Here is a 25,365-nt window from a genome sequence, read left to right as displayed (position 1 = left end):
AAGCACTGGTAAGACTTATTTACGTACAGCTGTGAGGAAAGATCCCGCGCGTAATCCAACGCGTCGCCATCAGGGAAACCTAACCACTTATAACGACAAGAAACAGGTGCAATATGAAGAGAAAACTCATACAACCTGCGCGTAAACTCTGGCACAACTGGAAACGTATCGCTTTTACCAGCCAGATGCTTATCCATAAAAAACAACAAAAAGCCGTCACGGCACCGGAATACGATCCCACGCTGGAAGATGACGTGGTGTTAGTTTCCGGGCAAAAAGATCTACCTGCGATCCCTAAAATTGTCTGGATCTGGTGGCATGACGCCACACTGCCGGAATCGGTGGCCCTGATGGTGAACGCTATCCGCGTCAACAACCCGGACCATGATGTTAAGGTGCTGAACCAGCGTACGCTGGCGCACTGGCTGCCGGAACTGACCTTTACCTCGTCCGATCTTACCCTTGAGCACAAAAGCGACGTGATTCGTCTGGAGCTGCTTTGCCGCTATGGCGGGATCTGGATCGATTGCAATACCATTCTGTTTGAAGATCTTTCCTGGGTGCATCGCGTTCACCAGGAAAAACCCATGGACCTGATTGGCTATTATCACGAAGTCTCTACGGTCAATTACCTTTCGCCGATTATTGAAAGCGGGTTTCTCGCCGCCGCGCCGCAGAACCCCTTTATTCGCGAATGGCTGAAACAACTCGCGCCAATAAAAAATCTCGGCGCGCAAAATTATTTCCATGAAATGAAAAAGCGTGACGATTATCACTATATTGTACAGAAAATTAGCGAGCCGCTTTACCTCCTGAGTTACCTGGCACAGCAGGTGGCGATAAAAGAGTATCGCAGGATCAACGTTTTTTTACGTAAGTGCGAGGCCAACGCCTTCTATTATCAGGGGATGCAGGATCGGGACAACGGCGCGCTTGCCCGCATGGTGATGTTTAACCAACGGCCGCAAACCCCGCCGCCGATTATCAGGCTCACTGGCAATGAGCGTCGGCATCTCGATTTCAATCTCAGACTCGGCTTTTACAATCGCACCAGCATTATCGGCGAGATGATGCAGGCGCGTACGCGACAGCTGCCTGCATCTCTGACTTCAACCGTCGACAAAGCGCGCGCGTAACCAGTGAATAAAGGTGGTCACCGCACGCGGCACCTGTGCAGAGTAAGGACGTACCACCCAGAGGCGATCCGCAAAGGCATCCAGCGCCTGCCATTCAGGCAGTACCTGTTGTAGCGCGCCCGATGCCAGCGCCGCCTGCGCGCTGAAATCTGGTAGCATGGCGATGCCCAATCCCTGCAACGCAGCATCACGTATCGATTCGCTGTTATTGGCGGCAAAACTGCCGCTGATTTTCACCGTGACCTTCTCCCCTGCCAGACTGGCAGCGGTGAATGTCCAGCGCGGCGGCTCAACGCCGCGCGGATAGTAAAGACAATTATGGGTAATAAGATCCTGCGGATTCTTTGGCTGGCCCTGCGCGGCGAGATAACCCGGCGACGCCACCAGCAAAGTGCGCGTTTCGTACAGCGGCAGCGCTACATGGGTATCGGGCAACATATTGCTGTGGCGGATAGCCAGATCAAAACCCTCGCTGCCCAGCGAAACCAGACGATCGGTCACGTCCAGCTGTAACCGCACCTGAGGATACTCCCGCAGAAAATCGCCAATATGCGGCACCAGTTGCTGGCGGGCAAAAGCCACCGGCGCGGTGATGCGCACCAGACCCCGCACCGGGCCGGAACCGTCACGCACGCTATAAAAACTTTCTGCGATACGGGCGAAAGGCTCGCGTAAATCCTCCACCAGCTTTTCACCCGCCTCGGTCAACCGCACGCTGCGTGTAGTGCGCTGTACCAGCGAAACGCCGACCATTCCCTCCAGCTCTTTTATCTTCTGGCTCATAGCCGCTTTACTGACCTCCAGCCGTTCCGCCGCGCGCGTAAAACTGCCCTGCTCCGCCAGAATGGTTAACCAGTGCAAATGAACCCAAAGCGCATCCGTTTTTATTTCTTTCATGGTTATTGTTCAGAATAGTGAATAATGAATTTATGGGACGCGCTTTTTCTTTGAGCTGATAAGCGGCAGCATAAGGGTCATATCATAACGTTTTTTGTACAGAAAAAGAGGAAGAAATCATGCCATTACTGCAATTTGATCTGATTCAGGGGCGTTCACAAGCAGAGCTACGTACTTTACTGGATGCCGCCCATCGTGCCGTATTAACCGCGTTTAAGGTACCGGATCGCGATCGCTATCAGATTGTTCATGAAAACAAAGCCTATCAGATGGTGTTTCAGGATACCGGGCTGGGCTTTACCCGTAGCGATAACCTCGTGATGGTGCGCGTCTTTACCAGCCCGCGCAGCGAGGCGCAGAAAACGCTGTTTATGGCGGAGCTGGCGCGCGAGCTACAGGAGAACTGCGGCATTGAAGGCAAAGATCTGATGATCAGCTTTATCACTAATGAAAAAGGCGACTGGAGCTTTGCTGACGGCGAAGCGCAATATCTTACCGGGAAACTTTAATTTCCTCGCTTTTCTCTGCTGCTTAAGTGCATAACAGCCGTGCTTTTCCCCCACGGCTCTCTTCCCGCAGACAACACCTTTTCAGGTGAATCAGCGCTTTTTTCAACGCCTCTTAAACCATTTTCGAACCGCCCGCACAAATCTGGTTGGATGTGTTGCAGCCCTATGACAGGCGGGATAGATTGACACATAATCGCTGCCGTTTTGTTTACGGAGCCGCGTGTTAACATAATAAGAGGAATTGACGTTGTCCGAATTTGTGTCAGTTGTTTTATTTCTGGCATCTATTGCTGTCTATTCTTATAAAGCCGGGCGCAACAGATTCTGGTTTAGTTTGATTTTACTGTTTCTCATCCTGTTTATTCTGCTCAACGCGACGCTTTACGCCAGTAACTACTTTACCGGTGATGGAATCAATGATGCCGTACTCTATACGCTGACCAACAGCCTCACGGGCGCTGGCATCAGTAAATATGTCCTGCCCGCTATCGGCCTGATCATCGGACTATTTCTGCTGTTTTGTTTGCTGACATGGATCCTGCGCCGTCAGGATAGACCGCACCATATCGGCTGGAGCCTGTTTGCTATCGTCTGTGCCGTGGGTTCCGTACAAACCACGCCGGCGTTTCAGCAGATGGTTGATCTGATCGTCTCTCACTCCAGGCTGGCGGACTCCGATTTTGAAAGTTATTTCAAAGAGCCGAAAACCACTATTCCGCAGCCGAAGCTGAATCTGGTCTATATCTATGGCGAGAGCCTGGAGCGCACCTACTTTAATCAGCAGAGCTTCCCGGATTTGGCGCCGGAACTGAGTCAGGAAAAAGCGCAGAGCATCGACTTCAGCAACACCGAACAGCTGCCCGGCACTGATTACACCATTGCCGGTATGGTCGCGTCGCAGTGCGGCATTCCGCTGTTCGCCCCTTTTGACGGCAACGCTTCGGCTGCCCTTTCCAGCTTCTATCCGCAAAACCTCTGCCTTGGCGACATCCTGAAAAATTCCGGCTATGAAAACTGGTTTATTCAGGGCGCGGACCTGCGTTTCGCCGGGAAAGATGTGTTCCTGCGATCGCACGGCTTTGATCCGGCCCATATGTATGGCGCGCAGGAGCTGATGAGCAAGGTGGCTGATGTCGATTACCGCAACAACTGGGGTTTTTATGACGACACCGTGATGGACGAGGTGTTTCAGAAATATGAGGAGCTTTCGAAGCAGCAGAAACGCTTCGCGCTCTTTACCCTGACGGTTGATACCCATCACCCGGACGGTTTTATCTCCCGCAGCTGCCAGCGTAAAAGCTATAGCTACGAGGGTAAACCGAATCAGTCATTCAGCGCGGTGGCCTGTTCGCAGGAGCATGTTGCGCGGCTGATTGAACGCATCAAGGCATCGCCGTGGTTTAAGAATACCGTGATTGTGGTGACCTCCGATCATTTGGCGATGAACAACACGGCGCATCCTTACCTGATTAAACAGCCACGCCGCGATCTCTTTTTTGTGATTCGCGGCGACCAGCCGCAGGCGCAGGTAATGGATAACAAGCGCAGCACCATGGATAACGGCGCTACCATTCTGGATATTCTGGGCGGCGATAACTTTATCGGTCTGGGACGCAGCAGCCTGTCAGGCACCTCTTTATCGGTGGTGTTCAAAGATCTGAAGAGCAAAATCATGAGCTGGAAGCCCGACGTTATTCAGCTGTGGAATTTTCCCAAATCGATCGATGCCTACACCATCAACCAGCAAAAAAACAGCTTCAGCTTTTCGGGCGCGACCTTTAAGTTGCCGATTCTGTTTCGCGTCTCGCCGGGTCGTGTTGAGCCGTTGCCGGAAGGCGAATACGCCGCGCCGTTACGTTATCAGCTGGCCGACTTTGCCCCGGATACCAAATTCGTCTGGGCGGATCGCTGTTTTAAAATGGCGCGCCTGTGGAAGCCGGAGCTGTCGCTCTCGACCGATCTCTGTATCGCCACAGGTCAAATGGGCGGCGAACCCAGCGTGATGCCGGTGCCCGCCTCCACCTGGCAGGGTAATATTCGCTTCCCGGCAGGCAAAATCGACACGGCGCGCTATCAGCGTAACGTGGCGCTGATGCGTATCGAGGATAATGATATTCGCTATCAGGGCGACAGTTTCCTGTTCGCCGTGCCTGGCGCGCCGGCCAGCGTAAAAAGCTTTAAGGGAATTTCCCGACCGGAGAGCTGGGGACGCTGGTCTAATGCCAACCTTGCGCCGGAAGTGAATATTGAGTATGTCGATCCGCTCCCTGCCCGCTTCGATCTGGTGATTACCGCCCGCGCCTTTGGCCCTAATGCGAACCGGCCTATTCCGGTACGCGTCGGCGATCAGCAACAGCAGCTGATGCTGGGCAAGGCGTTCAGTACTACTACGCTGCACTTCTCTAACCCTGGCGGCAGCCATAACGTGATTATTGCCCCGCCGGAGCCGCAGTTAACCAACATTGATAATATTACCGGTCAGGCTCCGCGCAAGCTGGGTATCGGCATGGTGGATATTAAAATTATTCCACAGAGCTAAATAACCTGTTATGTCATCCCTGCACCAGGGATGACATAATGTAAAATGCATTGTCAAGATATAAACAGCGCTTCATTTCAGTGCATCCCTGCACATTTTAATTAATGAAAATTTTCAGCTAACGTTATTTTCCATAACGCGACGGGGAATAATATTTCTAATTAATGTACTGAATAATAAGGAATTATTTAAAATATCTTGCTCAGACGATATCGCTAAATAATTATCACTTAAGGTAATTATTTATGGCACGCGAAATGCTATAGAGACCTGTTGTTTATAATAAGCAAATCGACGCGACATATTTGCCGTTTCGATAAGGTTAAATACAGGGGTTATTACTATGGCGACAACAGGTCTTAAAAAGAGACTGGGGTTGGTCGATCTGACGCTGCTCGGCATTGGATCAATGATTGGCTCCGGCTGGCTTTACGCCGCGCTAAACAGCTCAGGCTATGCCGGGGCAAATACGGGTTGGGCATGGATTTTAGGTGCCATTATTGTACTGCTGATTGGTCTGGTTTATGCCGAACTCGCTTCCGCGATCCCACGCGCTGGCGGCTTTGTCCGCTACCCCAACTATTCACATGGTAATATCGTCGGCTTTGTGATTGGCGTCAGTTCACTGCTCGCCTATACCAGTACAGCGGGCGTCGAGGTAGAAGCGGTGCGGCAGTACGCCATGTACTGGTGGCCCGCGCTGGGTAATGCGGACGGCGGCCCAACCGGCCTTGGCTTTGCGGTGCAGATCGGCCTGCTGGTGGTGTTTTTCCTGCTTAACTATTGGAGCGTCAGCTTCTTTGGCCGCGTGAATACCATCATTACTACTTTTAAATTTATCGTGCCGCTGCTGGCGATCGTGACGCTGCTGATGTATTTCCATGCGCCAAATCTGGATGTGCCGCCGCCGCCGCCGGGCGGCGCGCATGGCGTCTTTACTTCGCTCACCGGCGCGGGCATCGTGTTCGCCTATCTCGGCTTTCGTCAGGCGGTGGACTTTGCCAGCGAAGCGAAAAATCCGCAGCGCAACGTGCCGCTGGCTATCGGTATCGCCATTGCGGTCAGCTTTGTTATCTATATCGCGCTGCAATATGCCTTTATGGGGGCCGTGCCCGCTAACCTGCTATCGCAGCACGGCTGGGATGGTCTCAAGCAGGTCTTCCAGTCGCCCTATGCGGATTTGGCGCGCAGCCTTGGTATCACCTGGTTGATTAACCTGATCCTGATCGATGCGGTGATCTCCCCGGCCGGGACCGGCAATATCTATCTTGCTGGTGCCAGCCGCGTGCTTTTTGCCTGGGCGCGTAACGGTCATCTGTTTAAGGTATTTGGTGAAGTTGACGCCAAATCTGGCGTTCCGCGTGGCGCGCTCTGGCTGTCACTGCTGCTCGCTATCGCCTGGACGCTGCCTTCCGAGTTTCAGGTTTGGGGCGGTTTAATCGGCGCGGTAACCTCCGCCACGGTATTTACCTATATGCCAGGCCCGGTGACACTGGGCGCATTTCGCCGTCATCTGCCCGATATGAAACGCCCGTTCCGCCTGCCGCTTTCCGCTATTCTCAGCCCGCTGGCGTTCGTGGCCAGTACGCTGCTGATCTACTGGAGCGGCTGGTCAGTGAATGAGATCCTGATTCCAATTCTGATTATTGCCTGGGTTGGCTACGCGATTTTCGGCAAGAAGAATGCGCAGTTCGCGCGCGATCTCGGCTGCGCCTGGTGGCTGCTGATTTACTATGTAGTGGTACTGATTCTCTCCGCGCTTGGCACCTTCGGCGGCAACGGCGCCATCAGTGCGCCACTGGATATGATCCTTGTGGTGGTAGCGTCGCTGGTCTGTTATTTCTGGGGCGTGAAGGCGAGCCTGAACGTACCGGAGATCACCGAAGAAGAGGATGAAAATGCGCTGGCGGGGGGTAAGGTTTCAGATAAATACGTTTCTGAATAAGACCCACGGCTGAGCCATTTTATGCTCTCATTTAAAAAGGCCGGATAATCCGGCCTTTTTGTTATTAAAACTCGCGGGAAAGCGTCAGGTAGCCGTTAAAATTCAGCCAGCAACTTTCATCATTCACGATAGCAGAGACGATATAACTATTTCTTCTGCCTTGCTTATTAATATAAATATATTTCAAAATTAAATTTCTCGCATGCTTATCCGTATAATCGCTAAGCCTGACAGAATAATCGAGGTATTTAAATTTAATCACGTCTGCTCTTGCCAGGGATTTAGCCATTACGTCAGACACAGAAATATTATCCAATAGTTCTATATGTGAATCTTTCAAATCCAGGTTTTGGTTATCAAATCCTTCCTGGTCAGACAGTCTTTTTCGTAAGGTATAGTCAATCGACGATCCAATAAAGACGCAGTTATGAGGCTCAACGGCGGCCATTGCCGACGAGAAAAACACTAAAAGCAAAGCTGGCAGGAGTAATTTCATGATTTTCAAACATCCTGTTTTCAATATGTTATCGTCAGTATGGCTGAGACTCTCAGCCATACAGCATTCAAAACTCCCTGGAGACGGTCAAATATCCCTTGAATCCTAATGAACACTCCAGGGCATCAACCAGCGCCGAACCGATATACACATTTTTCTTACCTTGCTTATTAAAGTAAGTGTATTTTACAATCAAATTCCGCGCGTTATTGCTTTTATAAATATTATATATATCCATATAATCGATGTTTTTCGTCTCCACGATATCTTCTCGGGCATACTGCTTTGCTAATTTATCTGTTATAAGCACATTATCAATAAGCTCCAGTCGGGACTGTTTTAAATCCAGTTCGTCTGGATCCAGCCCAACGTCATCAACCAACACCTGACGCAGCGCGATTTCCACTGAGGAATTAATAACAACGCAACTGTTTTTTTGCACCGCAAATGATGAGAGCGAAAACGATGCCAGCATGCAAAAAAGTAATTTTTTCATTCAACAATCAACTCCCTGTCGCCGCTATCCCAAATTTTTTTCGAACCTTGTAAACCGCTATGATACAACCCTGAGAAGCCGTGCCGGGGTAGCGTATACTGTCGCCGTGAATTAAAAAATCACCACGCCCACACATATTATTTTCAGCATCAGGACTGAGAGGCAACGTGTATATTCCTGTTCTTAACGATTTGTAGGGAGCACCGATGATGTATCTACCTCGCGGCACAGGGCCTTTATTTTTTATACATTCCTGAGAGGGGTTGTTATAATATCCTGGTGCGCCCGCATATCTGGCTTTCAGCTTTATACCGTTATTATAAAAAGTGGCCTCTCTGACAACATATTTCCACACCATAATAATTCCCTTTATTCACAATCAACAATAAAATGGCATCATTAAAATGATTTCACTTGAAATGATAAGAAAAAAAATGATTTAAATTAAAAATTGCCGGGCTTCGACTTAGTAACGGCAGAATAATAAAAACAGCAAAAAAGTCAAGCTGCGGTCATTATTCCTTCATGATAAATAATTTTATTAACGATTGGGTTAATTAAAAAATCGCCCCGCGTAAGCAGGGCATATAATATTATTATAAATAATATGAATTTTTATTTACCGCGCAATATTTCCAGCTTTTCCCGCTGTTCGCCTTCAGCGGTAAAATTATCCTGCGCCAGCCAGCGCTCAAAACCCTGCTTTACCCGCGGCCAGTCGCTGTCAATAACAGAAAACCAGCAGGTGTCCCGACTGCGGCCTTTATAAACAATCGCCTGCCGGAATGTCCCTTCAAATTGAAAGCCGAGACGCAGTGCCGCGCGCCGCGAAGGCTGATTACAGCTGTCGCATTTCCATTCATAGCGGCGATAGCCAAGGACATCAAAGGCGTAACGCATCAGTAAATAGTGCGCTTCGGTCGCCATCACGGTGCGCTGCAACAGCGGAGAAAAGGCGACATGCCCCACTTCCATTACGCCATGCTCGGGAACAATGCGCATCAGCGCCAGGGTGCCGACCGGCTTTCCTTCTTTACAATCAATAACCGTGAAATGGAGCGGATCGCGGCTCTGCATCATCTGTTGAGCCAGCTTAAGATAGTCCGCTTCGCTCGCGAACGGCCCGGCAAACATCCAGGTCCAGTCGCGCCCGTCAGCGGCCTGCGCATAGGCTTCATACAGCGCCGCCGCGTGCTGTGCGGCATCAAAAGGCACCAGACCACAGGTGCGGCCCTGAAAGCTGAGAGGTTGAGGAGAGGGTCGTGGTTGCCAGTTATCCAGCGGAAAACCCACCGGCTGGCCGAAACAGTTAACGCTGTTCGTCATAACAATCCCTTTTATTAGCCAAACCTGCATAGTGCCCTGACGCTGCTGCAATAAACAGCACAACGTAATAGCTCAGAACCCATTTTATTAATAATTCATTGATTTTAGTCAACTTCAGCAAAGCGAGAGCGTGATCGCCGCAGCAGAACTTCTGCGCCAACACCCGGAAAGTAAACGTAACGTTTCCCCTTTCCGTTATGGAGATATATATGACGCATCGTATGATTTTGAATGAAACAGCCTGGTTTGGCGCCGGCGCGATCCAGCATCTGATTGAGGAGGTGCATAAACGTCAGCTGTATAAAGCGCTGCTGGTTACCGACGAGACGCTGGTCGCTGCTGGCGTGGTGGAACGCGTGACAACGTTGCTGGATAAATATCATCTCTCTTATGAAATTTTCGATAAAGTCTTACCCAATCCCACCATCAAGATGGTCCAGCAGGGAGTTGCGGCCTGCATACAGGCGGAGGCGGACTATCTGATTGCGGTCGGCGGCGGCTCGCCCCAGGATACCTGCAAAGCGATCGGCATCATCATCAATAACCCCGAATATTCTGACGTTCGCAGCCTTGAAGGGGCTGTCGATACCCCTTATCCCTGCCTGCCGATTATCGCCATTCCGACCACCGCCGGCACCGCCGCTGAAGTGACTATCAACTATGTTATTACCGACGAGGAGCGAAGGCGTAAATTTGTCTGCGTTGATCCCCACGACATTCCCAAAGTGGCGATTGTTGATGCGGAGATGATGGCGAGCATGCCGCCCGCCCTGAAGGCGGCAACCGGCATTGACGCCCTTACCCACGCAATTGAAGGCTATATCACACGTGCGGCCTGGGCGTTAACCGATGCGCTGCATCTCAAGGCGATTTCACTGATCGGCCAGGCGCTGCGCGACGCGGTGGCGGGCGACATGGCAGCGATGGAGCAGATGGCGTTAGGGCAATATATCGCCGGAATGGGATTTTCCAACGTTGGGCTGGGACTGGTGCACGGCATGGCGCATCCTCTCGGCGCGTTTTATGGCGTCCCTCACGGCGTGGCAAATGCCATTCTGCTGCCCGACATCATGGTGTGGAATGCCGATTACACCGCTGAAAAATATCGTGATATTGCGCTGGCGATGGGCATCGATGCGGCGCGGCAGCTTCCGCTGGCGGAAGCGCGCCAGCGGGCAATAGATGCCGTTAACCAGCTCTGCCGCGATGTCGGTATCCCGCAGCGGCTGCGTGACGTGGGAATGCAGGAAAGCGATATCCCGGCGCTGGCGCACGCCGCGCTGGAGGATGTCTGCACCGGCGGCAACCCGCGTGAAGCCACGCTGGAAGCGATCATCGATCTCTACCGTCAACGCTTCTGAAGCGCGAAACCCTACAGGCGGGGTATTAACGTACCGGCGGCGGCGCTATGGAACTGCGCGCAATCAGCCAGGCGTTAAAGTTTTTCAGCGGCCCTGCCTTTTCCTGGCGAATCTCAGCGATCAGCCGTCGCGCCGCTTCCTGTCCCATCTCATATACCGGCTGCGCCACTACCGTCAGGGGCGGCGTCACCAGCTCGCTCCAGGGAAAATTATCGTACATCACAAAAGAAACATCCTGCGGAACGCGCAGCCCGCGCTGCGTCAGCTCACGCAGCAGCGACATGGCAATCAGGCTGTCGGAGGCGATCAGCGCACCGGGCGGCTGCGGCCGTTGCCACAGCTCAGCGACAATGCGCTGTATCTGCTGCTCATCCACGGCATTGACCTTGATCAGCGAAGGATCAAAAGGGATCGCCGCCTCGGCAAAGGCCTGTTCCATGCCGCGTACGCGCTGCGCCACCGGCGTCAGCCCTAAATCGTCGGGATGGCGATAAGGTTCTTCGCAGCGCATGCTGGTGACATAGGCGATATGGCGATGACCCGCCTGCAACAGCGTTCGGGTCGCCTCACGCGCTATAGCGGTGAAATCGACGCAGATCGCCTCAACATCCAGCCCGGCAACCGCACGATCGAACAGCTTCAGCGCGCGCCCGTCGGCAATAATCTGCGCCAGATGATCATTATCCGCCGCCGCCGAACTGCTGGGCGCGACGATGATCCCGTCGACGCGTTTCTCCAGCATGACCCGCACCGCATCCTGCTCTGCCGCCAGTTTTTCATCGCTGTTGCTCAGTAGCAGGTGATAGCCCGCCAGGCGCGCCACGTCCGCCATACCGCGCAGCGCCAGGCCAAAATGGGGGTTTTCAATATCGCCGACAATCACGCCGATGGTATTGGAGCGGCCGGTGTTCATACTGCGCGCCAGCTCGTTAGGCCGGTAGCCAAGCTGCGCAGCGGCAGCGTTCACCCGGTTTTGCACCTCTTCACTCACGGCACCGTAACCGCCCAGCGCGCGGGCGGCCTGCGCTTTCGATACGCTGGCCGCACGTGCCACATCAGCAACGGTTGGCGCTTTGGAACGTGGAATCAGGTTCGTCATAATTAATTCGAATCACAGGTTGATGACAGGAAGATTGACGCTTCCAAAAGGGTGTGCTTATTATCATTGTAACTGCTTGAGACCGGTCTCACAACGATCACGTCGACAAACAGTCACCTGCGTTGAGACCGGTCTCACACTATTCTAAACCCGCCGGATCAACAGTCTCTGATGTTGAAACCTGACAAAACGGATGAGCTATGAAATCGCACAATCACCTGTACAACCTGGCCGCGGCGCTGTTTGCTTCGGTTACCCTCTGCACCTTTTCGTTAAGCGCGCACGCCGCCAGCGACAGCAACCCGTATGGCCTGATTGAGCCAGGTCATCTGCGTGTTGCCAGCCTCGGCGATGCCAAACCCTATACCTTCACCGACCAGAACGGTAATTTCACCGGCTTCGACGTGGAGTTCTTTAAAAATGTCGCTCACCGGCTCGGTATTGATCAGGTCGATTTTATCGGCCAGGACTTCTCCGCCATTCTGCCCGCAGTCGCTAACGGCCAGTATGACGCGGGCGTAGCGGCGATCGGCATCACCCCGGCACGGGCAAAAACCGTGGATTTCTCTACGGGTTACCTGGCGGGCTATCTCACGGTGCTGACGCGCAGCGACAGCGGCGTGAAAAATGTGCAGACCCTGGCGAAACATCGTCTCGGCGTGGTGCAGGGCACCTTGCAGGAAAACTACGCGGTACAACACTTCACCCAGACCGACGTGGTGCGCTTCCCCGATAACAACGCCGCGATTTCCGGGCTGAACAACGGCACGCTGGACGCGGTGTTCCTCGATTACGAGGCGGCAAAAAGCTATGCCGAACGCTTTAAGCTGGTCAGCGCGGCGGACATCCCCTCCTTTGACGCCCCGGCTGGCGTCGCCATCGCCAAAGACAAGCCCGCGTTCAAAGCGGCGCTGGATAAGGCGATCAAAGCGGCAATGCAGGATGGCACCTGGAAACAGCTGTACGAAAAATGGTTTCCCGGCTCGCCGATGCCAAAGCAATACCTGCCTGGCGGCCAGTAATTCCGCGAACGCACGCGTTCAGACTGCTCCACAGGTGATGAGCGCGCCTCATCACCCGCAACAGATGAGACACGGCTATGGATCTGTTAACTATTCTCTCCCGCACCTTCTTTGACATCCCGTCAATGCTACAGGTGCTGCCGCAACTGCTGGGCACCGGCCTCGTAAATACGGTGATTATTTCGCTGGCGGCAACGCTTCTCGGCACGCTGTTTGGCCTGATCCTGGCGCTGATGGGCATTTCGCCGTCACGCTGGTTTCGCCTGCCGGCGCGCCTTTATACCGACCTGTTTCGCGGCCTGCCCTCGATTCTGACCATTCTGTTGATTGGTCAGGGTCTGGCGCGCTTCAGCTATCAGCTGTTCGGGCCGACGCCCTATCCGCTGGGCATTTTTGCTCTGAGCCTGATCGCCAGCGCCTATATGGGCGAGATTTTCCGCTCCGGCATTCAGAGCGTGGAAAAAGGACAGATGGAAGCCTGCCGCGCGCTCGGCATGAGCTACAGCCGCGCCATGCGCCTGGTGATTATTCCTCAGGGCATTCGCCGCGTGCTGCCCGCCATCGTTAACCAGTTTATCGCCATTATCAAAGACTCTTCGCTGGTCTACCTGCTCGGCCTGATGACCAACCAGCGCGAGCTGTTTCGCGTCGGTCAGGACGCCGCCGTGCTCACCGGCAACCTGTCGCCGCTAATGCTGGCAGGTCTGTTCTATCTGGTGATCACCGTGCCGCTCACTCATGCGGTGAACTATGTAGATGTGCGTTACCGCACCGGACGTCGCCGTATGACCGCGCCACAGAGCGGGTTGAAAGAGGTGGATGAAGTGCAGCAGCAAAAGTCGGCCACGCTTAGCGGCGGCCAGGTCAATCCGCTGATTACCGGGCGAGGGCAATAATCATGAGTCAACAGACGATGCTGCCGGAACAGGGCGAAACGCTGGAATATCATGGCGCCAGCCTGGAGCTGCGCGATTTAACCCTGGCCTACGGGCCGATTGAAGTGCTGCGCAAGGTGTCATTGAGTATCGCGCCCGGCACCACCACCTGCGTGATCGGCCCATCCGGCTCGGGCAAATCCACACTGCTGCGCGGCATCAACCGCCTGCATGAGCCAAAATCGGGCGACGTGCTGCTGGCGGGCAAATCGGTGCTGCGCGACAAGCCCGACGCGCTGCGGCTGCGCATCGGCATGGTGTTTCAGCATTTCAATCTGTTCCCCGATCACAGTGCGCTGGAGAACGTGGCGCTGGCACCGTGGAAAGTCAAAGGAATGTCGAAGGGCAAAGCGATGACGATTGCGCAACAGCGGCTGAACGAAGTCGGCCTGAGCCAGCGCGCCGATCACCGGCCGCGCGATCTTTCCGGCGGCCAGCAGCAGCGCGTCGCTATCGCCCGCGCGCTGGCGATGGATCCGGAAGTGATGCTGTTTGATGAGGCGACCTCAGCGCTGGATCCTGAGCTGGTAAAAGGAGTACTGACGCTGATGGCGGATCTTTGCCGTCGCGGCATGACCATGGTAGTGGTGACGCATGAAATGGGCTTTGCCCGTCGGGTGGCCGATCAGGTGGTATTTATGGATGAAGGCGAAATCGTCGAGGTTGGCCCACCGGATGCCATTTTCGATCGTCCCCAGTCGCCGCGTCTGCAACGATTTCTTTCAGAGGTGCTTTGATGGCTCATAAAACGTTATCCGCTCCCATCCGCACCGCGCTGGTGGGCTTTGGCATCGCAGGTCAGGTGTTTCACGCGCCGCTGCTGGCTCACAACGCGCACTTTCAGCTTGAGGTGATTGTTACCCGCGATGCGGCGCGCATTCAGTCGGCGCAGCAGCGCTATCCGCAGGCGCGAATCCTCGCTGACTGGGCCAGCCTGTTGCAGCAGATCGACAGCGGCGATCTGCAGATCGATCTGATCGTGCTGGCAACGCCGCCGGGGCTGCATGCACAGCAGGCGCGTGACGCCAGCGCACGCGGCATTCATCTGGTGGTGGATAAACCTTTTGCCGCCAACGCTAACGAGGCGGAACAGATGATCGCCGATGCCGAGCGGGCCAACACCCTGCTGACGGTATTTCACAACCGCCGCTGGGACGGCGATTTCCTCACCCTGAAACGTCTGCTGGCCGATGAGGCGCTGGGCCAGGTACGTACTTTTGAATCGCGTTTTGAGTGGTGGCGACCGGAGGGCTTCGGCAACTGGCGCGACCGCGTCACCCTGGCAGAAGGCGGCGGCCTGCTGCTGGATCTGGGCAGCCATTTGATCGATCAGGCGATTCAGCTGTTTGGCCCGGTCACTGAGGCCTCGGCAGAACTGACGCGCTACTCCTCCCCTGACCTTTCCGACAGCGACGAAGCGACGTTTGTCTCGCTGCTGCATGAAAACGGCGTGCGTTCGCGCCTGTGGATGAACGGTATGGCGGCGCGTCCGGCGCCGCGCTTTCATCTGCTTGGCAGCCGTGCCGCGTTCACCAGCTGGGGACTGGATAACCAGGAGCCTTTGCTGGCGTCGGGCATGCTGCCTGGCGATGCGGCTTATGGCGTCACGCCCGAGGCGCTGTGGGGCACCCTCGGCGAGGGTGATGAGACGCGCGCCGTGGCTGCCGAGCGCGGCGACTATCCCGCTTTTTACCAGCAGTTGGCCCATGCGCTGCTGGATGGCGGCGCACCGCCGGTTGATGCGCGTGAAGCGCTGACCGTACTGCGCCTGATTAACGATCTCCATGCGCGCTTTAAGGTGCGCAACGCCTGAACGGCGTTCCCTTTCCCCTGATTGCAAGGAAAAGAATGATGTCTGTAAAACCTGAAAGCAAAACGGTTGTGGTGTTAGGCGGCGGCGCGCTGGGCGTTTCCACCGCGCTGCACCTGGCGAAGCTGGGCGCGGCGGTCACGCTGGTGACCGAGGCGGAACTCTGTTCCGGTGCTTCCGGCCGTTCGCTGTCGTGGCTTAACTCCGCTGGCGAACGTTCGCTGGAATATCATGTGCTGCGCATGGCGGGCGTCGATCGCTATCGCACGCTGTTCGCCCAGGATCCCACGCGCGACTGGCTGCGCTTTGACGGCGGTCTGTTCTGGCCAGCCAACGACGTGGCAGGTACGCGCGCGCGCCACGCTTATGAAAAAGCGCACGGCTACGACTCGTTGCTGGTGGATCCGCAGAGCGTGGCGAAGGTAGATGAACACGTTAACCCGCAGGCAGTAGCGGAGACGGCAATTTATAACCCCGGCGAAGGCTGGGTCAGCCTGCCGCATCTGATTGAATTTCTGGCGCAGCAGCTGCACGCGCTGGACGTGAAGATCGTGGAACATGCCGGTAAAGCCAGCGTGTTAACCGAGGGCCAGCGCGCCTGCGGCATTCGTAGCGAAAAGGCGGGTGAGTTCCGCGCCGACGCCGTACTGGTGGCCTGCGGTCCCTGGACGCCGGACGTGGTGGCGCCGCTTGGCGTTAACATCCCCAACGGCTCGCCGGTTTCCATGCTGGTGACCAGCAAACCCAGCGCCCATGGTCTGAAAGTGGTGATGAATACCCCGCGCGCCGCCGTGCGCCCGAACCCCGGCAGCACGCTGGCGGTGGATCACGACTGGTACGAAGAGGATATCGTCAAGCAGCCGGACGGCAGCTACACCATCGCCGAGAGCGTGGTGCAAACCCTGATGCAGGAAGCAGGCAAGCTGATCGCCAGCGACGAGCCGCTGACGGCGCAGGGTTGGAAGATCGGGCTGAAGCCAATTCCCGGCGACGGTAATCCGGTGTTGGGCGAGCTGGAGAAGGTGCCGGGCTGCTTTGTCGCCTTTACCCACTCCGGCGCCACGCTGGCCCTGATTGTCGGCGAGCTGCTGGCGGGCGAGATCGTCAGCGGCGAGAAGCATCCTATGCTGTCTGGCTTCCGCGCGGAACGCTTCGGCTAACAGGCGCGCCCGCTATGATGGCGGGCGCCCTTTCACAGCGGCGCCAGCGTCAGCTTATCATCCCATAAGGCGCGCTGTTTCGCTGACAGACGGCTGTCGGTGATCACCCGATCGATCGCCGAGAGATCGCAGACGTGAGAAAGGGCGCGATAGCCGATTTTACTGCTGTCCGCCAGCACCACGGTACGCTCGGCGGCGCGGATCATTGCCTGCTTGACCGGGATCTCCACGGTATTGATGTTGGTCAGCCCGCGCTCGGGATGTACCCCTTCCGCACCGAGAAAAGCCCAATCCACATGCATGCTGTCAATCTTATCAATGGTGTCCTGTCCCACCAGCGTATAGACATTTTCCAGCATCAGGCCGCCGGTGACGTGCAGCGTAATTCCCGGATAGTGACTGAGGGTGAAAGCGGTATAAAGATCGTTGGTCAGTACCGTCAGGTTTTTCTTCTCTTTCAGCGCCAGCGCCAGTTCAAACACGCTGGAGCCGTTATCCAGGATCAGCGACTGGCCATCCTGCACCAGACTGGCGGCGTAGCGGGCGATGGCGCTTTTGGCCGCGCCGTTCATCTGACGACGCACGCTGTAAGGGGTGTCGGCGTGGCTGGAGGAGGAGACCGGCAGCAGGCCGCCGTGGGTACGCATCACCTGCCCCTCTTTTTCCAGCAACGAGAGATCGCGCCGAATCGTCGAGCTGTCGACGCCAAAATGGGCCGAGAGTTCGCTGGCATTCAGATACCCCTGTTCCGTAATCATCGCCACTATCTGTTTACGTCGCTCCGCTGCGCTCACTGCTTTACTCCCTCTCATTGCACAAATTCGTGCGCATTTTGCCTTTTTTGCCGCACGCTGTCACCTCATGCACCTTAAACCTTAACTAAACTTAGGGTCAACGGGCTAGGGTCATAAGATTTTCACATGGAAACGGGCATTGACTGCACGAAAGCGTGCAATGTATGTTGATTAAAACACCGATACAGGAAATTGTCATGACTACTCAGAGTGAGTATGAAAAAGATATCCTTCAGCAGCCCGATGCCCTTAGCGAGCAGCTGAACTACGCCCTGCCTGCGGAACTGTATGAGCTGGATCTGCACGCCTACGATCGTATCGTGCTGGCGGGTATGGGTTCCTCCGATTACGCCCTGGTCCCGATTGAGCGCGCGCTGATTGCCCGTGGCCTGCCGGTGTGGCGCATCGACGCGGGCCGTCTGCTGGATATGCCGAATCTGATTACCGCCGACACGCTGCTGTGGATGACCTCGCAATCTGGCATGAGCGGCGAGGTGGTAAAACTGATTGATGCCATCACCCGCCCGCGCACGCTGATTGGCGTCACCAATGATGCGGACAGCACGCTGGCGCGCCGCGCCGATATTCTGGTGGAGCTGCGCAGCGGCGACGAAGCCACCGTTAGCGCCAAAAGCTATCTCAACACCCTGGTCGCCAGCTACCGCGTGCTCGCCGCGCTGACCGGCGAGTCGGAGCAGCCGCTGCTGGATCTGCTGCATGCCCACGCCGATCTGGTTGCGGCGCGCGTGCAGACGCTGCCGCTGGCGCAGACCCTCGCAGATGATTTTTTCCGCCACGCCAAACCGCGTCTGGCGATGATCGGCATGGGCGCGGATGCGGCCACTGCGATGACCGGCGCGCTGATCACCAAAGAGTCCTCGAAAGTGAGCGCGGAAGGCTTTATCGGCGGCGAGTTCCGCCACGGCCCGATGGAGACTTCCGGCGCTGAGATGACCGCTCTGCTGTTCGGCGACGGCAGCGAACCCACGCTGATCCAGCTGGCGGGCGATCTGCTGGCTAACGGCACGCGCGTTATCAGCGTCGCGCCCACGGCCTACGCCGGTAGCGAACTGCTGGAAACGCCGCAGCACGAACTGCTGCGCCTGATTGTCGCCATGCTTTACGTACAGCAGCTGACGGTAACGCTGGCGCGCGGCAACGGTATGGTGCCGGGCGAATTCCTCTACGGCAAAAAGATCACGGTTACGCTATGAGTCAGCCGAAGCGCCTGCTGCGCGCGGGGATCGATATGGGCGGCACCGGCACGCGTCTTATTTTGCTGGAGGATCTACGCGAAGTGGCCGCCGCGACGTTGCCCACTGCCCATTTCGCCGCGCTGCCGCAGGCGCAGCGCGCGCCGGAACTGGTCACGCAGCTGCGCAGCTTATGCCCCGCTGATGCGGCGATTGAAAGCCTCGGCATTGGTGCCAGCGGGCCGGTGAATAACCACACCGGCATTATCGAAAACGACGATACCCTCGCCTGCTTTTCCGGCTTTCCGCTGCTGGCGGAGATGGCGCAGCAGCTGGGCGTCCCGACAGCGATCGATAACGATGCGGTGGTGGCCGCGCTGGGCGAGTATCAGGCGGGCGCGGGCCAGCAGAGCCAGCGCATGTTGATGGTGACACTCGGCACCGGCATCGGCGTGGCCTTGCTGAATCAGGGCCAGCCCTGGCGGACCATTGACGGGCGCCATCCCGAAGCGGGTCATATTCCGGTCGGAGGCGACGATCGCTGCTACTGCGGCGCAACCGGCTGCTGGGAGATGGCCGCCTCGCGCGGCTGGCTGCAACAGGCGCTGCGCGCGCTGCTGCCCGATCTCGCCTGGCCGCAGATCACCCCGGAAACATTAACCGCCGCCAGCCAGCAGGATGAACGTATCGCCGCGCTGCTGTATCACTATGGCGAGCGCGTGGGTCGCGGCCTCGGTACCCTGCTGACGCTGTACGGCCCGGATGTCACCGTGCTGAGCGGCAGCGCCGCGCGTCTGCTGCCGTTGTTTAACGACGGGATGCAGGCTGCGCTGCAACGCGCCAGCGGCTATGCGCTGCAAGGCCAGATTGTTCAATCCGCACTGGGCGACGCAGCGGGCGCGCTTGGGGCGGCGCTGTTGCCCACACTCAGGGATCCCGCTTAAACGACGCGGTTTGCGTTATCAGCACACATAACATGATGCGACCCACGCGCTGCGGTGCGGGGCAACGGCCGGTGCGGCATTCCGCCAGCCTGCCACTTTCTCACCTGTTGGAGAGTCAGAATGAAGAGACGAGTCACCCTGCAACTCACCGGCTGCCTGACGGCGCTGCTGATTTCCGGCTACGCCTCGGCGGCCACCGAACTGAGCGCGCTGTTTATGTCGCAGGCGGCCTATAGCGAAAGCGATGTTCGCGCGATGACCGCTGATTTTGAAAAGGCGCACCCGGATATTCACATCAATCTGGAATTTGTTCCTTACGAAGCGCTGCACGACAAAATCGTCGCGGCGCGTGGCGCAGGCAGCAACGGCTACGATGTGGTGCTGTTTGATGATATGTGGCCGGCGGAGTTCAGCAAATTCAACATGCTGAAGGATGTCACCAGCGACTTTACGCCGGAACTGAAGAGCAAAATCTTTGCCGGGGCGCTGACCACCGTGACCTGGAAAGATAAGCAGTACGGCATGCCGTGGATCCTTGATACCAAATATCTTTACTACAACAAAGCGATGCTGGCGAAAGCGGGCATCACGACCCCGCCGCAAACCTGGCAGCAGGTCATGGAGCAGTCGCAGATCCTGAAGCAGAAAGGGATTGTGAAATATCCGCTGGTCTGGAGCTGGTCGCAGGCGGAAGCGCTGGTGTGCGACTACACCACCATGGTATCGGCGTTCAAGGGCGATTTTACTACCAACGGCAAGCTCGACTTCACCAATGCAGGCGCGCTGAAGGCGGTCTCCTTTATGAAGGATTCGCTGGATAAAGGCGTCACCAACCCGAACTCCCGTGAATATCTGGAAGAGGATGTGCGCAAGGTATTCTCCAACGGCGACGCCGCTTTCGCCCTGAACTGGACCTACATGTACAACATGGCGAACGATCCGAAACAGAGCAAGGTGGCGGGCGACGTCGGGATTATCGCCGCGCCGGGCGATGCGCCGGGGGAGGTGGCTTCCATGAACGGCTCTATGGGGCTGGGCGTAACGCAAACCAGCAGCCATCCCGATCAGGCCTGGCAGTACATCAGCTACCTCACCTCGCAGCCGGTGCAGAACAAGTATGCACGCCTGAGTTTGCCGATCTGGAAATCTTCCTATCAGGATCCGGCGGTGCGCAAGGATCAGGAAGCGTTGATCGACGCGGCGGACAAAGCGCTGAACGTTATGCTGATGCGTCCGATTATTCCGGATTATTCACGTCTGTCGAACATGCTGCAGCAGCATCTGCAACAGATTCTGCAGGGTCAGGAGACGCCGGAAGCGGGCATGCAGACGCTGACCAAAAGCGCGGCACGTCTGAGGTAAGGAAGAGTTATGCTCAGTTTGCAACAACGTGAGCATCGTCAGGCATGGGTGCTGCTGGCACCCATGCTGCTGGTGATGTTTCTGCTCACCGCCTGGCCGCTGTTTCGCACCATCTGGCTCAGCTTTACCGATGCGGCGCTGATCGGCAGTGGCGGCGAAGGTCCGGCCTGGATCGGCCTTGAGAACTATATCTACGCGCTGACCGATCCCGATTTTCAGGCCGCTATTGGCCGCACGCTTTACTTCACCGTGGTGTCGGTGCTGATCGAAGGGGTGATCGGCGTGCTGGTGGCGCTGCTGCTGAATCAGCGCTTTTACGGGCGTAATATTCTGCGCGTGCTGGTGATCCTGCCGTGGGCGCTGCCGACCATCGTGAACGCCATGATGTGGCGGCTTAACTTCAACCCTGACTACGGTAGCATCAACGCCCTGCTGACGCAGCTCGGCCTGCTGGATCACTATCGCAGCTGGCTCGGCACGCCGGAATCGGCGCTGAACGCGGTGATGCTGGCGGATATCTGGAAGAACTATCCGCTGGTAACGCTGCTGGTACTGGCGGCAATGCAGTCGATTCCCGAGGATCTCTATGAAGCGGCGCGGCTGGATGGCGCACCGGCGTGGCGACGCTTTCGCGCCATTACGCTGCCCGCTATTGCCGGTCCGCTCAGCGTGGCGCTGGTGCTGCGTACCATCGACGCCTTTAAGATCTTCGACATCATCTATGTGATGACGCGCGGCGGCCCGGTGGACAGCACTAAAACCCTGAGCTTCTTTGTCTATCAGGAGTCGTTCAGCTATCTGCGCGCCGGCAGCGGCGCGGCCTACGCCATCTTGATGACGCTGATGTGCAGCGTGCTGATCGCGCTTTATATGTTAATGCTGCTGCGCCAGCGCCGCCGGAGTAAAGCCAGTGAAACGTAAAATCCGACTCATCCTGCGCTACCTCGCCGCGCTGCTGGTGGCGATCTCGATCCTCGCGCCGATGGTGTGGCTGTTTTTGATGAGCGTCAGCTCAACGGCGGATCTCACGCGCGTGCCGCTGGAGTGGCTGCCGCGCCAGTGGGATTTCAGCCGCTATCTGCGCCTGGTGTCGCTGGAACCTGGCCAGCCGGGCGAGCTGTTTCTGCACGCGTTGCTGAACAGCCTGCTGGTGGCCTGCGGCGCGACGCTGGTATCGCTGCTGCTGGCGATCCCCGCCGCCTTCAGCTTTTCACGCTACCCTGGCCGTGACGGCTGGCTGTTCGCCAGCCTGGCGATCTACATGGTGCCGCCGGTGGCGTTTGTGCTGCCGCTCTACTTTGTGCTGCAACAGCTCAGCCTGCTGAACACCCATCTCGGGCTGGTGCTGGTCTACTGTTCGCTGATCCTGCCGTTTCTCACCTGGATGCTGAAAAACCAGTTCGACACGCTGCCGCAGGATATTGAGCAGGCGGCGCGGCTGGACGGCCTGCGCTTCTGGCAGGTGCTGCTGCGCATTACCCTGCCGCTGGCGAAGCCGGTGCTGGGCGCGTCCGCGCTGTTTGGCTGGCTGCTCGCCTGGGATGAATTCTTCTACGCCCTGCTCTACACCAGCAATATTGAGGCGCAAACGCTGCCGGTCACTATCGCCGGTTTTACCGCCGGACGCGCGACCGACGACGGTCTGATTGCCGCCGTGGGCATTCTGGCGTCTGTGCCACCGCTGTTGATTGCTATCTGGTTGCAGAAGTCGCTGGTCAGCGGCCTCGCCAGCGGCGGCAGCAAAGGTTAGATTTTTTTGGGATATAAACATTATGGCAAGAGTTGAACTGGTAAAAGTTTCCCGCCGCTATGGCAAACAGACCGTGCTGCAACCGCTCGATTTAACCATTCCCGATGGCAGCTTTACCGTGCTGGTCGGTCCTTCCGGCTGCGGCAAGTCGACGCTGCTGCGTCTGCTGGCCGGGCTGGATAGCGTCTCCGATGGTTCCATCCTGATGGACAATCGGCAGATTAACGATCTCGATCCCGCCGATCGCGATATCGCCATGGTGTTTCAGAGCTATGCGCTTTATCCGCACCTCACCGTGGCGGAAAACCTGGCGTTTCATATGCAGGTAAAGAAGATCAAACGCGACGAACAGCAGAGCAAAATTGCGCGTATCGCCGGCATCCTCGGCATCGACAAGCTGCTGAACCGTTATCCGCGCGCCCTCTCCGGCGGACAGCGCCAGCGCGTGGCGATGGGCCGCGCCATGGTGCGCAATCCGCAGGTGTTTCTGTTTGATGAGCCGCTCTCGAACCTTGACGCCCAGCTGCGCATGGAGCTGCGCGCCGAGATCAAGTCGCTGCATCAGCGCTTTAAAACCACCATGGTTTACGTGACGCACGATCAGGTCGAGGCGATGACGCTGGCGGACCAGATTGTGGTGATGCGCGAAGGGGTGATTGTGCAGCAGGGCAGCCCGCTGGAGATTTACGATAATCCGGCAAACACCTTTGTGGCGCGCTTTATCGGCTCGCCGCCAATGAACCTGCTGGAGGGTGAGCTTGCCACGCGCGATGGCGTGCGCGGCATCGCCTGCGGCGCGCTCTGGCTACCGCTGCCACAACGCTGGCACGAGGCGGCGGCGCGTCAGGGCAGCCAGCCGGTGATTGTTGGCGTGCGTCCGCACGATTTCCGCCTCGATGTCGATGCGGCGAACGCTGACGCTACCGTGCGTCTGGTGGAAGTGACCGGCGAATCGAGCCTGCTGCACCTCGACTGGCAGGGCTATCCGCTGCACGTCCAGCTGAACGGCCGGATTATGTCGCAGTCAGGCGACATGCTGCCGCTGGCGATTGACGCGGAGAAGATGCATCTGTTCGATAAAGCGAGCGGAGAGCGGCTGTAAGCAGACAGCCCGGCGAGGTAACAGAAGCCGCGCCGGACATAAAAACGCCGCCGGGCTATCAGTGCGGCGGCGTTTCTGTTCAGGCTGGCGATTAATGACGAAAGAAGATATCGCCCGATTCCGCCTTGAGGATTTTACCGGTGTCGTTGGTGATCAGCAAATAGTTGCCGCCGACATAGGTCCAGTGGCTGTTCTCTTCCGGCGCCGTGAGATTACGTTTTTGCCATTCAGTAATGGTATAGGTCTTGGTGAGATATTCCGGCGGAACGGTATCGCCAATCTTATGCTCTTTGTAGTCGATAACCACGGTGTCGAGATCGTAGTTTGGCGGCGAGGCGGGTGCGGCATCAGACGGCGCCGACGCGGCTGGCGACGTTGCATCTGAAGGCGCCTGCGGCTGCGCGGCAGGCTGCTCAATCTGCGGCGGCTGCGGCACGTTGCTCTGTGTATCCTCCGCTTGCGCCTGAGAGATCAGGCAAAGCGCCCCCATAAGTAATCCTGTTGAAAAGCGTACAACTTTAGTGCTGCGCATAGTATTTCCCGTTTGAAATAATGTTCTTTTTACCCGGCATTCAGTGTAAAGACAATCTTAACGGGCCGGTGTTCCGCGCGTGCGCCAGGGATTTTCTGATGGGCAGGAGAAGATCGGGCGAATCGCAACAAAACACCTCATTACAGTGGCCGAAGCCTGATAAAGGTATACACTGCTGCGGTTTTAGCAACGTAACGCCGGGGAGGCAACAAAATGAAAGAAGGTCCATTAACCGAAAAAGAGCTGGAATGGCTTGAAGATATGCTGGAGAAGCACGGGAATGACGACGCGATAGTGGATGTCGCTGAGCTGGATGGTCTGCTCACCGCCGTGCTTTCCGGCCCCGCGATGATTGAGCCGAGCGAGTGGCTGATTGCGCTCTGGGGCGGCAAAAATCGCATTCCGAAGTGGAGCAACGAGCGTGAAATGAACCGCTTTATGGCGCTGTGCTTCCAACATATGAACGATATCGCCGATCGACTGGCAGAGTTCCCCGAGCAGTTCGATCCGCTGTTTGGCGTGCGCGAGATGGAAGGCCAGGAGTTCACCGTAGTGGAAGAGTGGTGCTTCGGCTATATGCGTGGTGTGGCGCTGACGGACTGGTCGACGCTGCCTGATGATTTACAGCCCGCGCTGGACGCCATCGCCCTGCACGGCAAAGAAGAGAATTTCGCACTACTGGAACAGCTTTCCGCTGAAGAGATGGAAGAGAGCATTGAGGCGATCCGCCCTGCCGCGCTGGCGCTGCACGATTACTGGATTGCGCAGCCGGAAGCGGTGCCTGTGCCGCAACAGCCGGTTATTGCTGACGCGAAGCCGGGCCGCAACGATCCCTGTCCCTGCGGCAGCGGTAAAAAGTACAAACAGTGCTGCCTGCACTGATTTTTTAAGCCTCCCTGCGGTATCGCATCCCGCCTGAAGTCTGGCGGGATGCAGAGAATATCGCTACTTCCAGGC

At 56.6% G+C, this 25,365-nt stretch carries 25 protein-coding genes; 17 read left to right on the top strand and 8 right to left on the bottom strand.

The genetic code is table 11. The features are described from left to right. The first annotated feature begins 113 nt into the window (after positions 1-113). Entirely contained in the window at positions 114-1,136 is a 1,023-nt protein-coding gene (locus ABU178_RS03665; RefSeq protein ID WP_397212090.1) for a glycosyltransferase family 32 protein, read from the top strand. Here ABU178_RS03665 and ABU178_RS03660 read toward each other — a convergent pair. Beyond that, positions 1,110-2,033 carry a LysR family transcriptional regulator gene (locus tag ABU178_RS03660; protein WP_397212089.1) on the bottom strand — a complete coding sequence of 308 codons (924 nt, stop codon included), beginning with the start codon at positions 2,031-2,033 and terminating at the stop codon, positions 1,110-1,112. The two genes, ABU178_RS03665 and ABU178_RS03660, sit on opposite strands and share 27 nt — an antisense overlap. A 119-nt stretch (positions 2,034-2,152) precedes the next feature. On the opposite strand from ABU178_RS03660, the gene ABU178_RS03655 reads away from it, so the two are divergent. From ABU178_RS03655 to ABU178_RS03645, 3 genes are all read left to right on the top strand, one after another. After that, positions 2,153-2,542 (top strand): tautomerase family protein, encoded by a 390-nt coding sequence (locus ABU178_RS03655; RefSeq protein WP_397212087.1) that lies wholly within the window; start codon positions 2,153-2,155, stop codon positions 2,540-2,542. Positions 2,543-2,789: 247 nt separating this feature from the next. Next, positions 2,790-5,081, top strand: coding sequence for a phosphatidylglycerol--membrane-oligosaccharide glycerophosphotransferase (gene opgB / locus ABU178_RS03650; protein ID WP_397212085.1), 2,292 nt, complete (start codon positions 2,790-2,792; stop codon positions 5,079-5,081). Between the two features lie 343 nt (positions 5,082-5,424). Continuing rightward, positions 5,425-7,026, top strand: a complete 1,602-nt coding sequence (locus ABU178_RS03645; protein WP_397212083.1) for an APC family permease — start codon at positions 5,425-5,427, stop codon at positions 7,024-7,026. Between the two features lie 64 nt (positions 7,027-7,090). Here ABU178_RS03645 and ABU178_RS03640 read toward each other — a convergent pair whose 3' ends face one another. The 4 genes from ABU178_RS03640 to ABU178_RS03625 form a co-directional block, all read right to left on the bottom strand. Next, positions 7,091-7,522, bottom strand: a complete 432-nt coding sequence (locus ABU178_RS03640; protein ID WP_397212081.1) for a hypothetical protein — start codon at positions 7,520-7,522, stop codon at positions 7,091-7,093. 67 nt (positions 7,523-7,589) lie between these two features. Beyond that, on the bottom strand, positions 7,590-8,018 hold the full coding sequence (locus ABU178_RS03635; protein ID WP_397212080.1) for a hypothetical protein: 429 nt from the start codon (positions 8,016-8,018) through the stop codon (positions 7,590-7,592). Between the two features lie 7 nt (positions 8,019-8,025). After that, positions 8,026-8,376, bottom strand: coding sequence for a tlde1 domain-containing protein (locus tag ABU178_RS03630; protein WP_397212078.1), 351 nt, complete (start codon positions 8,374-8,376; stop codon positions 8,026-8,028). 257 nt (positions 8,377-8,633) lie between these two features. Continuing rightward, positions 8,634-9,344, bottom strand: a complete 711-nt coding sequence (locus tag ABU178_RS03625) for a GNAT family N-acetyltransferase (RefSeq protein WP_397212076.1) — start codon at positions 9,342-9,344, stop codon at positions 8,634-8,636. Between the two features lie 209 nt (positions 9,345-9,553). Here ABU178_RS03625 and fucO point away from each other — a divergent pair, with 209 nt between their 5' ends. Beyond that, the gene (fucO, locus tag ABU178_RS03620) at positions 9,554-10,705 is read left to right on the top strand and encodes a lactaldehyde reductase (RefSeq protein ID WP_397212074.1); all 1,152 of its coding nucleotides are present in this window, start codon (positions 9,554-9,556) and stop codon (positions 10,703-10,705) included. Between the two features lie 25 nt (positions 10,706-10,730). Here fucO and ABU178_RS03615 read toward each other — a convergent pair whose 3' ends face one another. Then, the gene (locus tag ABU178_RS03615; protein WP_397212072.1) at positions 10,731-11,804 is read right to left on the bottom strand and encodes a LacI family DNA-binding transcriptional regulator; all 1,074 of its coding nucleotides are present in this window, start codon (positions 11,802-11,804) and stop codon (positions 10,731-10,733) included. 200 nt (positions 11,805-12,004) lie between these two features. Here ABU178_RS03615 and ABU178_RS03610 point away from each other — a divergent pair, with 200 nt between their 5' ends. The 5 genes from ABU178_RS03610 to ABU178_RS03590 all read left to right on the top strand — a co-directional run bounded on the left by ABU178_RS03610 (position 12,005) and on the right by ABU178_RS03590 (position 16,731). Next, on the top strand, positions 12,005-12,826 hold the full coding sequence (locus ABU178_RS03610) for an ABC transporter substrate-binding protein (protein ID WP_397212070.1): 822 nt from the start codon (positions 12,005-12,007) through the stop codon (positions 12,824-12,826). 77 nt (positions 12,827-12,903) lie between these two features. After that, positions 12,904-13,722 (top strand): amino acid ABC transporter permease, encoded by an 819-nt coding sequence (locus ABU178_RS03605; protein ID WP_397212068.1) that lies wholly within the window; start codon positions 12,904-12,906, stop codon positions 13,720-13,722. Between the two features lie 2 nt (positions 13,723-13,724). Then, positions 13,725-14,498: an amino acid ABC transporter ATP-binding protein gene (locus ABU178_RS03600; protein WP_397212066.1), complete on the top strand. Its 774-nt coding sequence runs from the start codon at positions 13,725-13,727 to the stop codon at positions 14,496-14,498. Then, positions 14,498-15,574, top strand: a complete 1,077-nt coding sequence (locus ABU178_RS03595) for a Gfo/Idh/MocA family protein (protein WP_397212064.1) — start codon at positions 14,498-14,500, stop codon at positions 15,572-15,574. Before ABU178_RS03600 ends, ABU178_RS03595 begins: the two co-directional genes overlap by 1 nt. Before the next feature lie 38 nt (positions 15,575-15,612). Next, complete coding sequence (locus ABU178_RS03590; protein WP_397212062.1) at positions 15,613-16,731, top strand: NAD(P)/FAD-dependent oxidoreductase; 1,119 nt, start codon at positions 15,613-15,615, stop codon at positions 16,729-16,731. A gap of 32 nt (positions 16,732-16,763) precedes the next feature. Here the strand turns inward: ABU178_RS03590 and ABU178_RS03585 are convergent, their stop codons facing one another. Continuing rightward, on the bottom strand, positions 16,764-17,543 hold the full coding sequence (locus tag ABU178_RS03585) for a DeoR/GlpR family DNA-binding transcription regulator (RefSeq protein ID WP_397212060.1): 780 nt from the start codon (positions 17,541-17,543) through the stop codon (positions 16,764-16,766). A 179-nt stretch (positions 17,544-17,722) separates the two neighbouring features. Between ABU178_RS03585 and ABU178_RS03580 the strand changes: the two genes are divergently transcribed. From ABU178_RS03580 to ABU178_RS03555, 6 genes are all read left to right on the top strand, one after another. Further along, a complete protein-coding gene (locus tag ABU178_RS03580; RefSeq protein WP_397212058.1) occupies positions 17,723-18,739 on the top strand; it encodes an SIS domain-containing protein in 1,017 nt (338 codons plus the stop codon). After that, the gene (locus ABU178_RS03575) at positions 18,736-19,662 is read left to right on the top strand and encodes an ROK family protein (RefSeq protein ID WP_397212056.1); all 927 of its coding nucleotides are present in this window, start codon (positions 18,736-18,738) and stop codon (positions 19,660-19,662) included. The genes ABU178_RS03580 and ABU178_RS03575 overlap by 4 nt, the downstream gene beginning before the upstream one ends. A gap of 120 nt (positions 19,663-19,782) precedes the next feature. Beyond that, positions 19,783-21,024, top strand: a complete 1,242-nt coding sequence (locus ABU178_RS03570; protein ID WP_397212054.1) for an extracellular solute-binding protein — start codon at positions 19,783-19,785, stop codon at positions 21,022-21,024. 9 nt (positions 21,025-21,033) lie between these two features. Beyond that, positions 21,034-21,945 (top strand): carbohydrate ABC transporter permease, encoded by a 912-nt coding sequence (locus ABU178_RS03565; RefSeq protein ID WP_397212052.1) that lies wholly within the window; start codon positions 21,034-21,036, stop codon positions 21,943-21,945. Continuing rightward, positions 21,935-22,774, top strand: coding sequence for a carbohydrate ABC transporter permease (locus ABU178_RS03560; RefSeq protein ID WP_397212050.1), 840 nt, complete (start codon positions 21,935-21,937; stop codon positions 22,772-22,774). The genes ABU178_RS03565 and ABU178_RS03560 overlap by 11 nt, the downstream gene beginning before the upstream one ends. A 22-nt stretch (positions 22,775-22,796) precedes the next feature. Continuing rightward, entirely contained in the window at positions 22,797-23,876 is a 1,080-nt protein-coding gene (locus ABU178_RS03555) for an ABC transporter ATP-binding protein (RefSeq protein ID WP_397212048.1), read from the top strand. A 91-nt stretch (positions 23,877-23,967) separates the two neighbouring features. Here ABU178_RS03555 and ABU178_RS03550 read toward each other — a convergent pair whose 3' ends face one another. Beyond that, positions 23,968-24,408 carry an RcnB family protein gene (locus tag ABU178_RS03550; protein ID WP_397212046.1) on the bottom strand — a complete coding sequence of 147 codons (441 nt, stop codon included), beginning with the start codon at positions 24,406-24,408 and terminating at the stop codon, positions 23,968-23,970. Between the two features lie 213 nt (positions 24,409-24,621). On the opposite strand from ABU178_RS03550, the gene ABU178_RS03545 reads away from it, so the two are divergent. Next, a complete protein-coding gene (locus ABU178_RS03545) occupies positions 24,622-25,290 on the top strand; it encodes a YecA family protein (protein WP_397212044.1) in 669 nt (222 codons plus the stop codon). Positions 25,291-25,365: the final 75 nt, after the last annotated feature.

The organism is Pantoea osteomyelitidis, from assembly GCF_044342975.1.
Classification (GTDB): Bacteria; Pseudomonadota; Gammaproteobacteria; order Enterobacterales; family Enterobacteriaceae; genus Pantoea; species Pantoea osteomyelitidis.
The sequence above is the reverse complement of the archived record's forward strand: the minus strand, read 5'-3'. Positions and strand labels throughout refer to the sequence as shown.

What these genes read in the sequence shown, in the direction of transcription:
- ABU178_RS03665 (WP_397212090.1), top strand. Translation starts at nt 114, where the DNA reads ATGAAGAGAAAACTCATACAACCTGCGCGTAAACTCTGGCACAACTGG.
- ABU178_RS03660 (WP_397212089.1), bottom strand. Translation starts at nt 2,033, where the DNA reads ATGAAAGAAATAAAAACGGATGCGCTTTGGGTTCATTTGCACTGGTTA.
- ABU178_RS03655 (WP_397212087.1), top strand. Translation starts at nt 2,153, where the DNA reads ATGCCATTACTGCAATTTGATCTGATTCAGGGGCGTTCACAAGCAGAG.
- ABU178_RS03645 (WP_397212083.1), top strand. Translation starts at nt 5,425, where the DNA reads ATGGCGACAACAGGTCTTAAAAAGAGACTGGGGTTGGTCGATCTGACG.
- ABU178_RS03640 (WP_397212081.1), bottom strand. Translation starts at nt 7,522, where the DNA reads ATGAAATTACTCCTGCCAGCTTTGCTTTTAGTGTTTTTCTCGTCGGCA.
- ABU178_RS03635 (WP_397212080.1), bottom strand. Translation starts at nt 8,018, where the DNA reads ATGAAAAAATTACTTTTTTGCATGCTGGCATCGTTTTCGCTCTCATCA.
- ABU178_RS03630 (WP_397212078.1), bottom strand. Translation starts at nt 8,376, where the DNA reads ATGGTGTGGAAATATGTTGTCAGAGAGGCCACTTTTTATAATAACGGT.
- ABU178_RS03625 (WP_397212076.1), bottom strand. Translation starts at nt 9,344, where the DNA reads ATGACGAACAGCGTTAACTGTTTCGGCCAGCCGGTGGGTTTTCCGCTG.
- fucO (WP_397212074.1), top strand. Translation starts at nt 9,554, where the DNA reads ATGACGCATCGTATGATTTTGAATGAAACAGCCTGGTTTGGCGCCGGC.
- ABU178_RS03615 (WP_397212072.1), bottom strand. Translation starts at nt 11,804, where the DNA reads ATGACGAACCTGATTCCACGTTCCAAAGCGCCAACCGTTGCTGATGTG.
- ABU178_RS03610 (WP_397212070.1), top strand. Translation starts at nt 12,005, where the DNA reads ATGAAATCGCACAATCACCTGTACAACCTGGCCGCGGCGCTGTTTGCT.
- ABU178_RS03605 (WP_397212068.1), top strand. Translation starts at nt 12,904, where the DNA reads ATGGATCTGTTAACTATTCTCTCCCGCACCTTCTTTGACATCCCGTCA.
- ABU178_RS03600 (WP_397212066.1), top strand. Translation starts at nt 13,725, where the DNA reads ATGAGTCAACAGACGATGCTGCCGGAACAGGGCGAAACGCTGGAATAT.
- ABU178_RS03595 (WP_397212064.1), top strand. Translation starts at nt 14,498, where the DNA reads ATGGCTCATAAAACGTTATCCGCTCCCATCCGCACCGCGCTGGTGGGC.
- ABU178_RS03590 (WP_397212062.1), top strand. Translation starts at nt 15,613, where the DNA reads ATGTCTGTAAAACCTGAAAGCAAAACGGTTGTGGTGTTAGGCGGCGGC.
- ABU178_RS03585 (WP_397212060.1), bottom strand. Translation starts at nt 17,543, where the DNA reads ATGAGAGGGAGTAAAGCAGTGAGCGCAGCGGAGCGACGTAAACAGATA.
- ABU178_RS03580 (WP_397212058.1), top strand. Translation starts at nt 17,723, where the DNA reads ATGACTACTCAGAGTGAGTATGAAAAAGATATCCTTCAGCAGCCCGAT.
- ABU178_RS03575 (WP_397212056.1), top strand. Translation starts at nt 18,736, where the DNA reads ATGAGTCAGCCGAAGCGCCTGCTGCGCGCGGGGATCGATATGGGCGGC.
- ABU178_RS03570 (WP_397212054.1), top strand. Translation starts at nt 19,783, where the DNA reads ATGAAGAGACGAGTCACCCTGCAACTCACCGGCTGCCTGACGGCGCTG.
- ABU178_RS03565 (WP_397212052.1), top strand. Translation starts at nt 21,034, where the DNA reads ATGCTCAGTTTGCAACAACGTGAGCATCGTCAGGCATGGGTGCTGCTG.
- ABU178_RS03555 (WP_397212048.1), top strand. Translation starts at nt 22,797, where the DNA reads ATGGCAAGAGTTGAACTGGTAAAAGTTTCCCGCCGCTATGGCAAACAG.
- ABU178_RS03550 (WP_397212046.1), bottom strand. Translation starts at nt 24,408, where the DNA reads ATGCGCAGCACTAAAGTTGTACGCTTTTCAACAGGATTACTTATGGGG.
- ABU178_RS03545 (WP_397212044.1), top strand. Translation starts at nt 24,622, where the DNA reads ATGAAAGAAGGTCCATTAACCGAAAAAGAGCTGGAATGGCTTGAAGAT.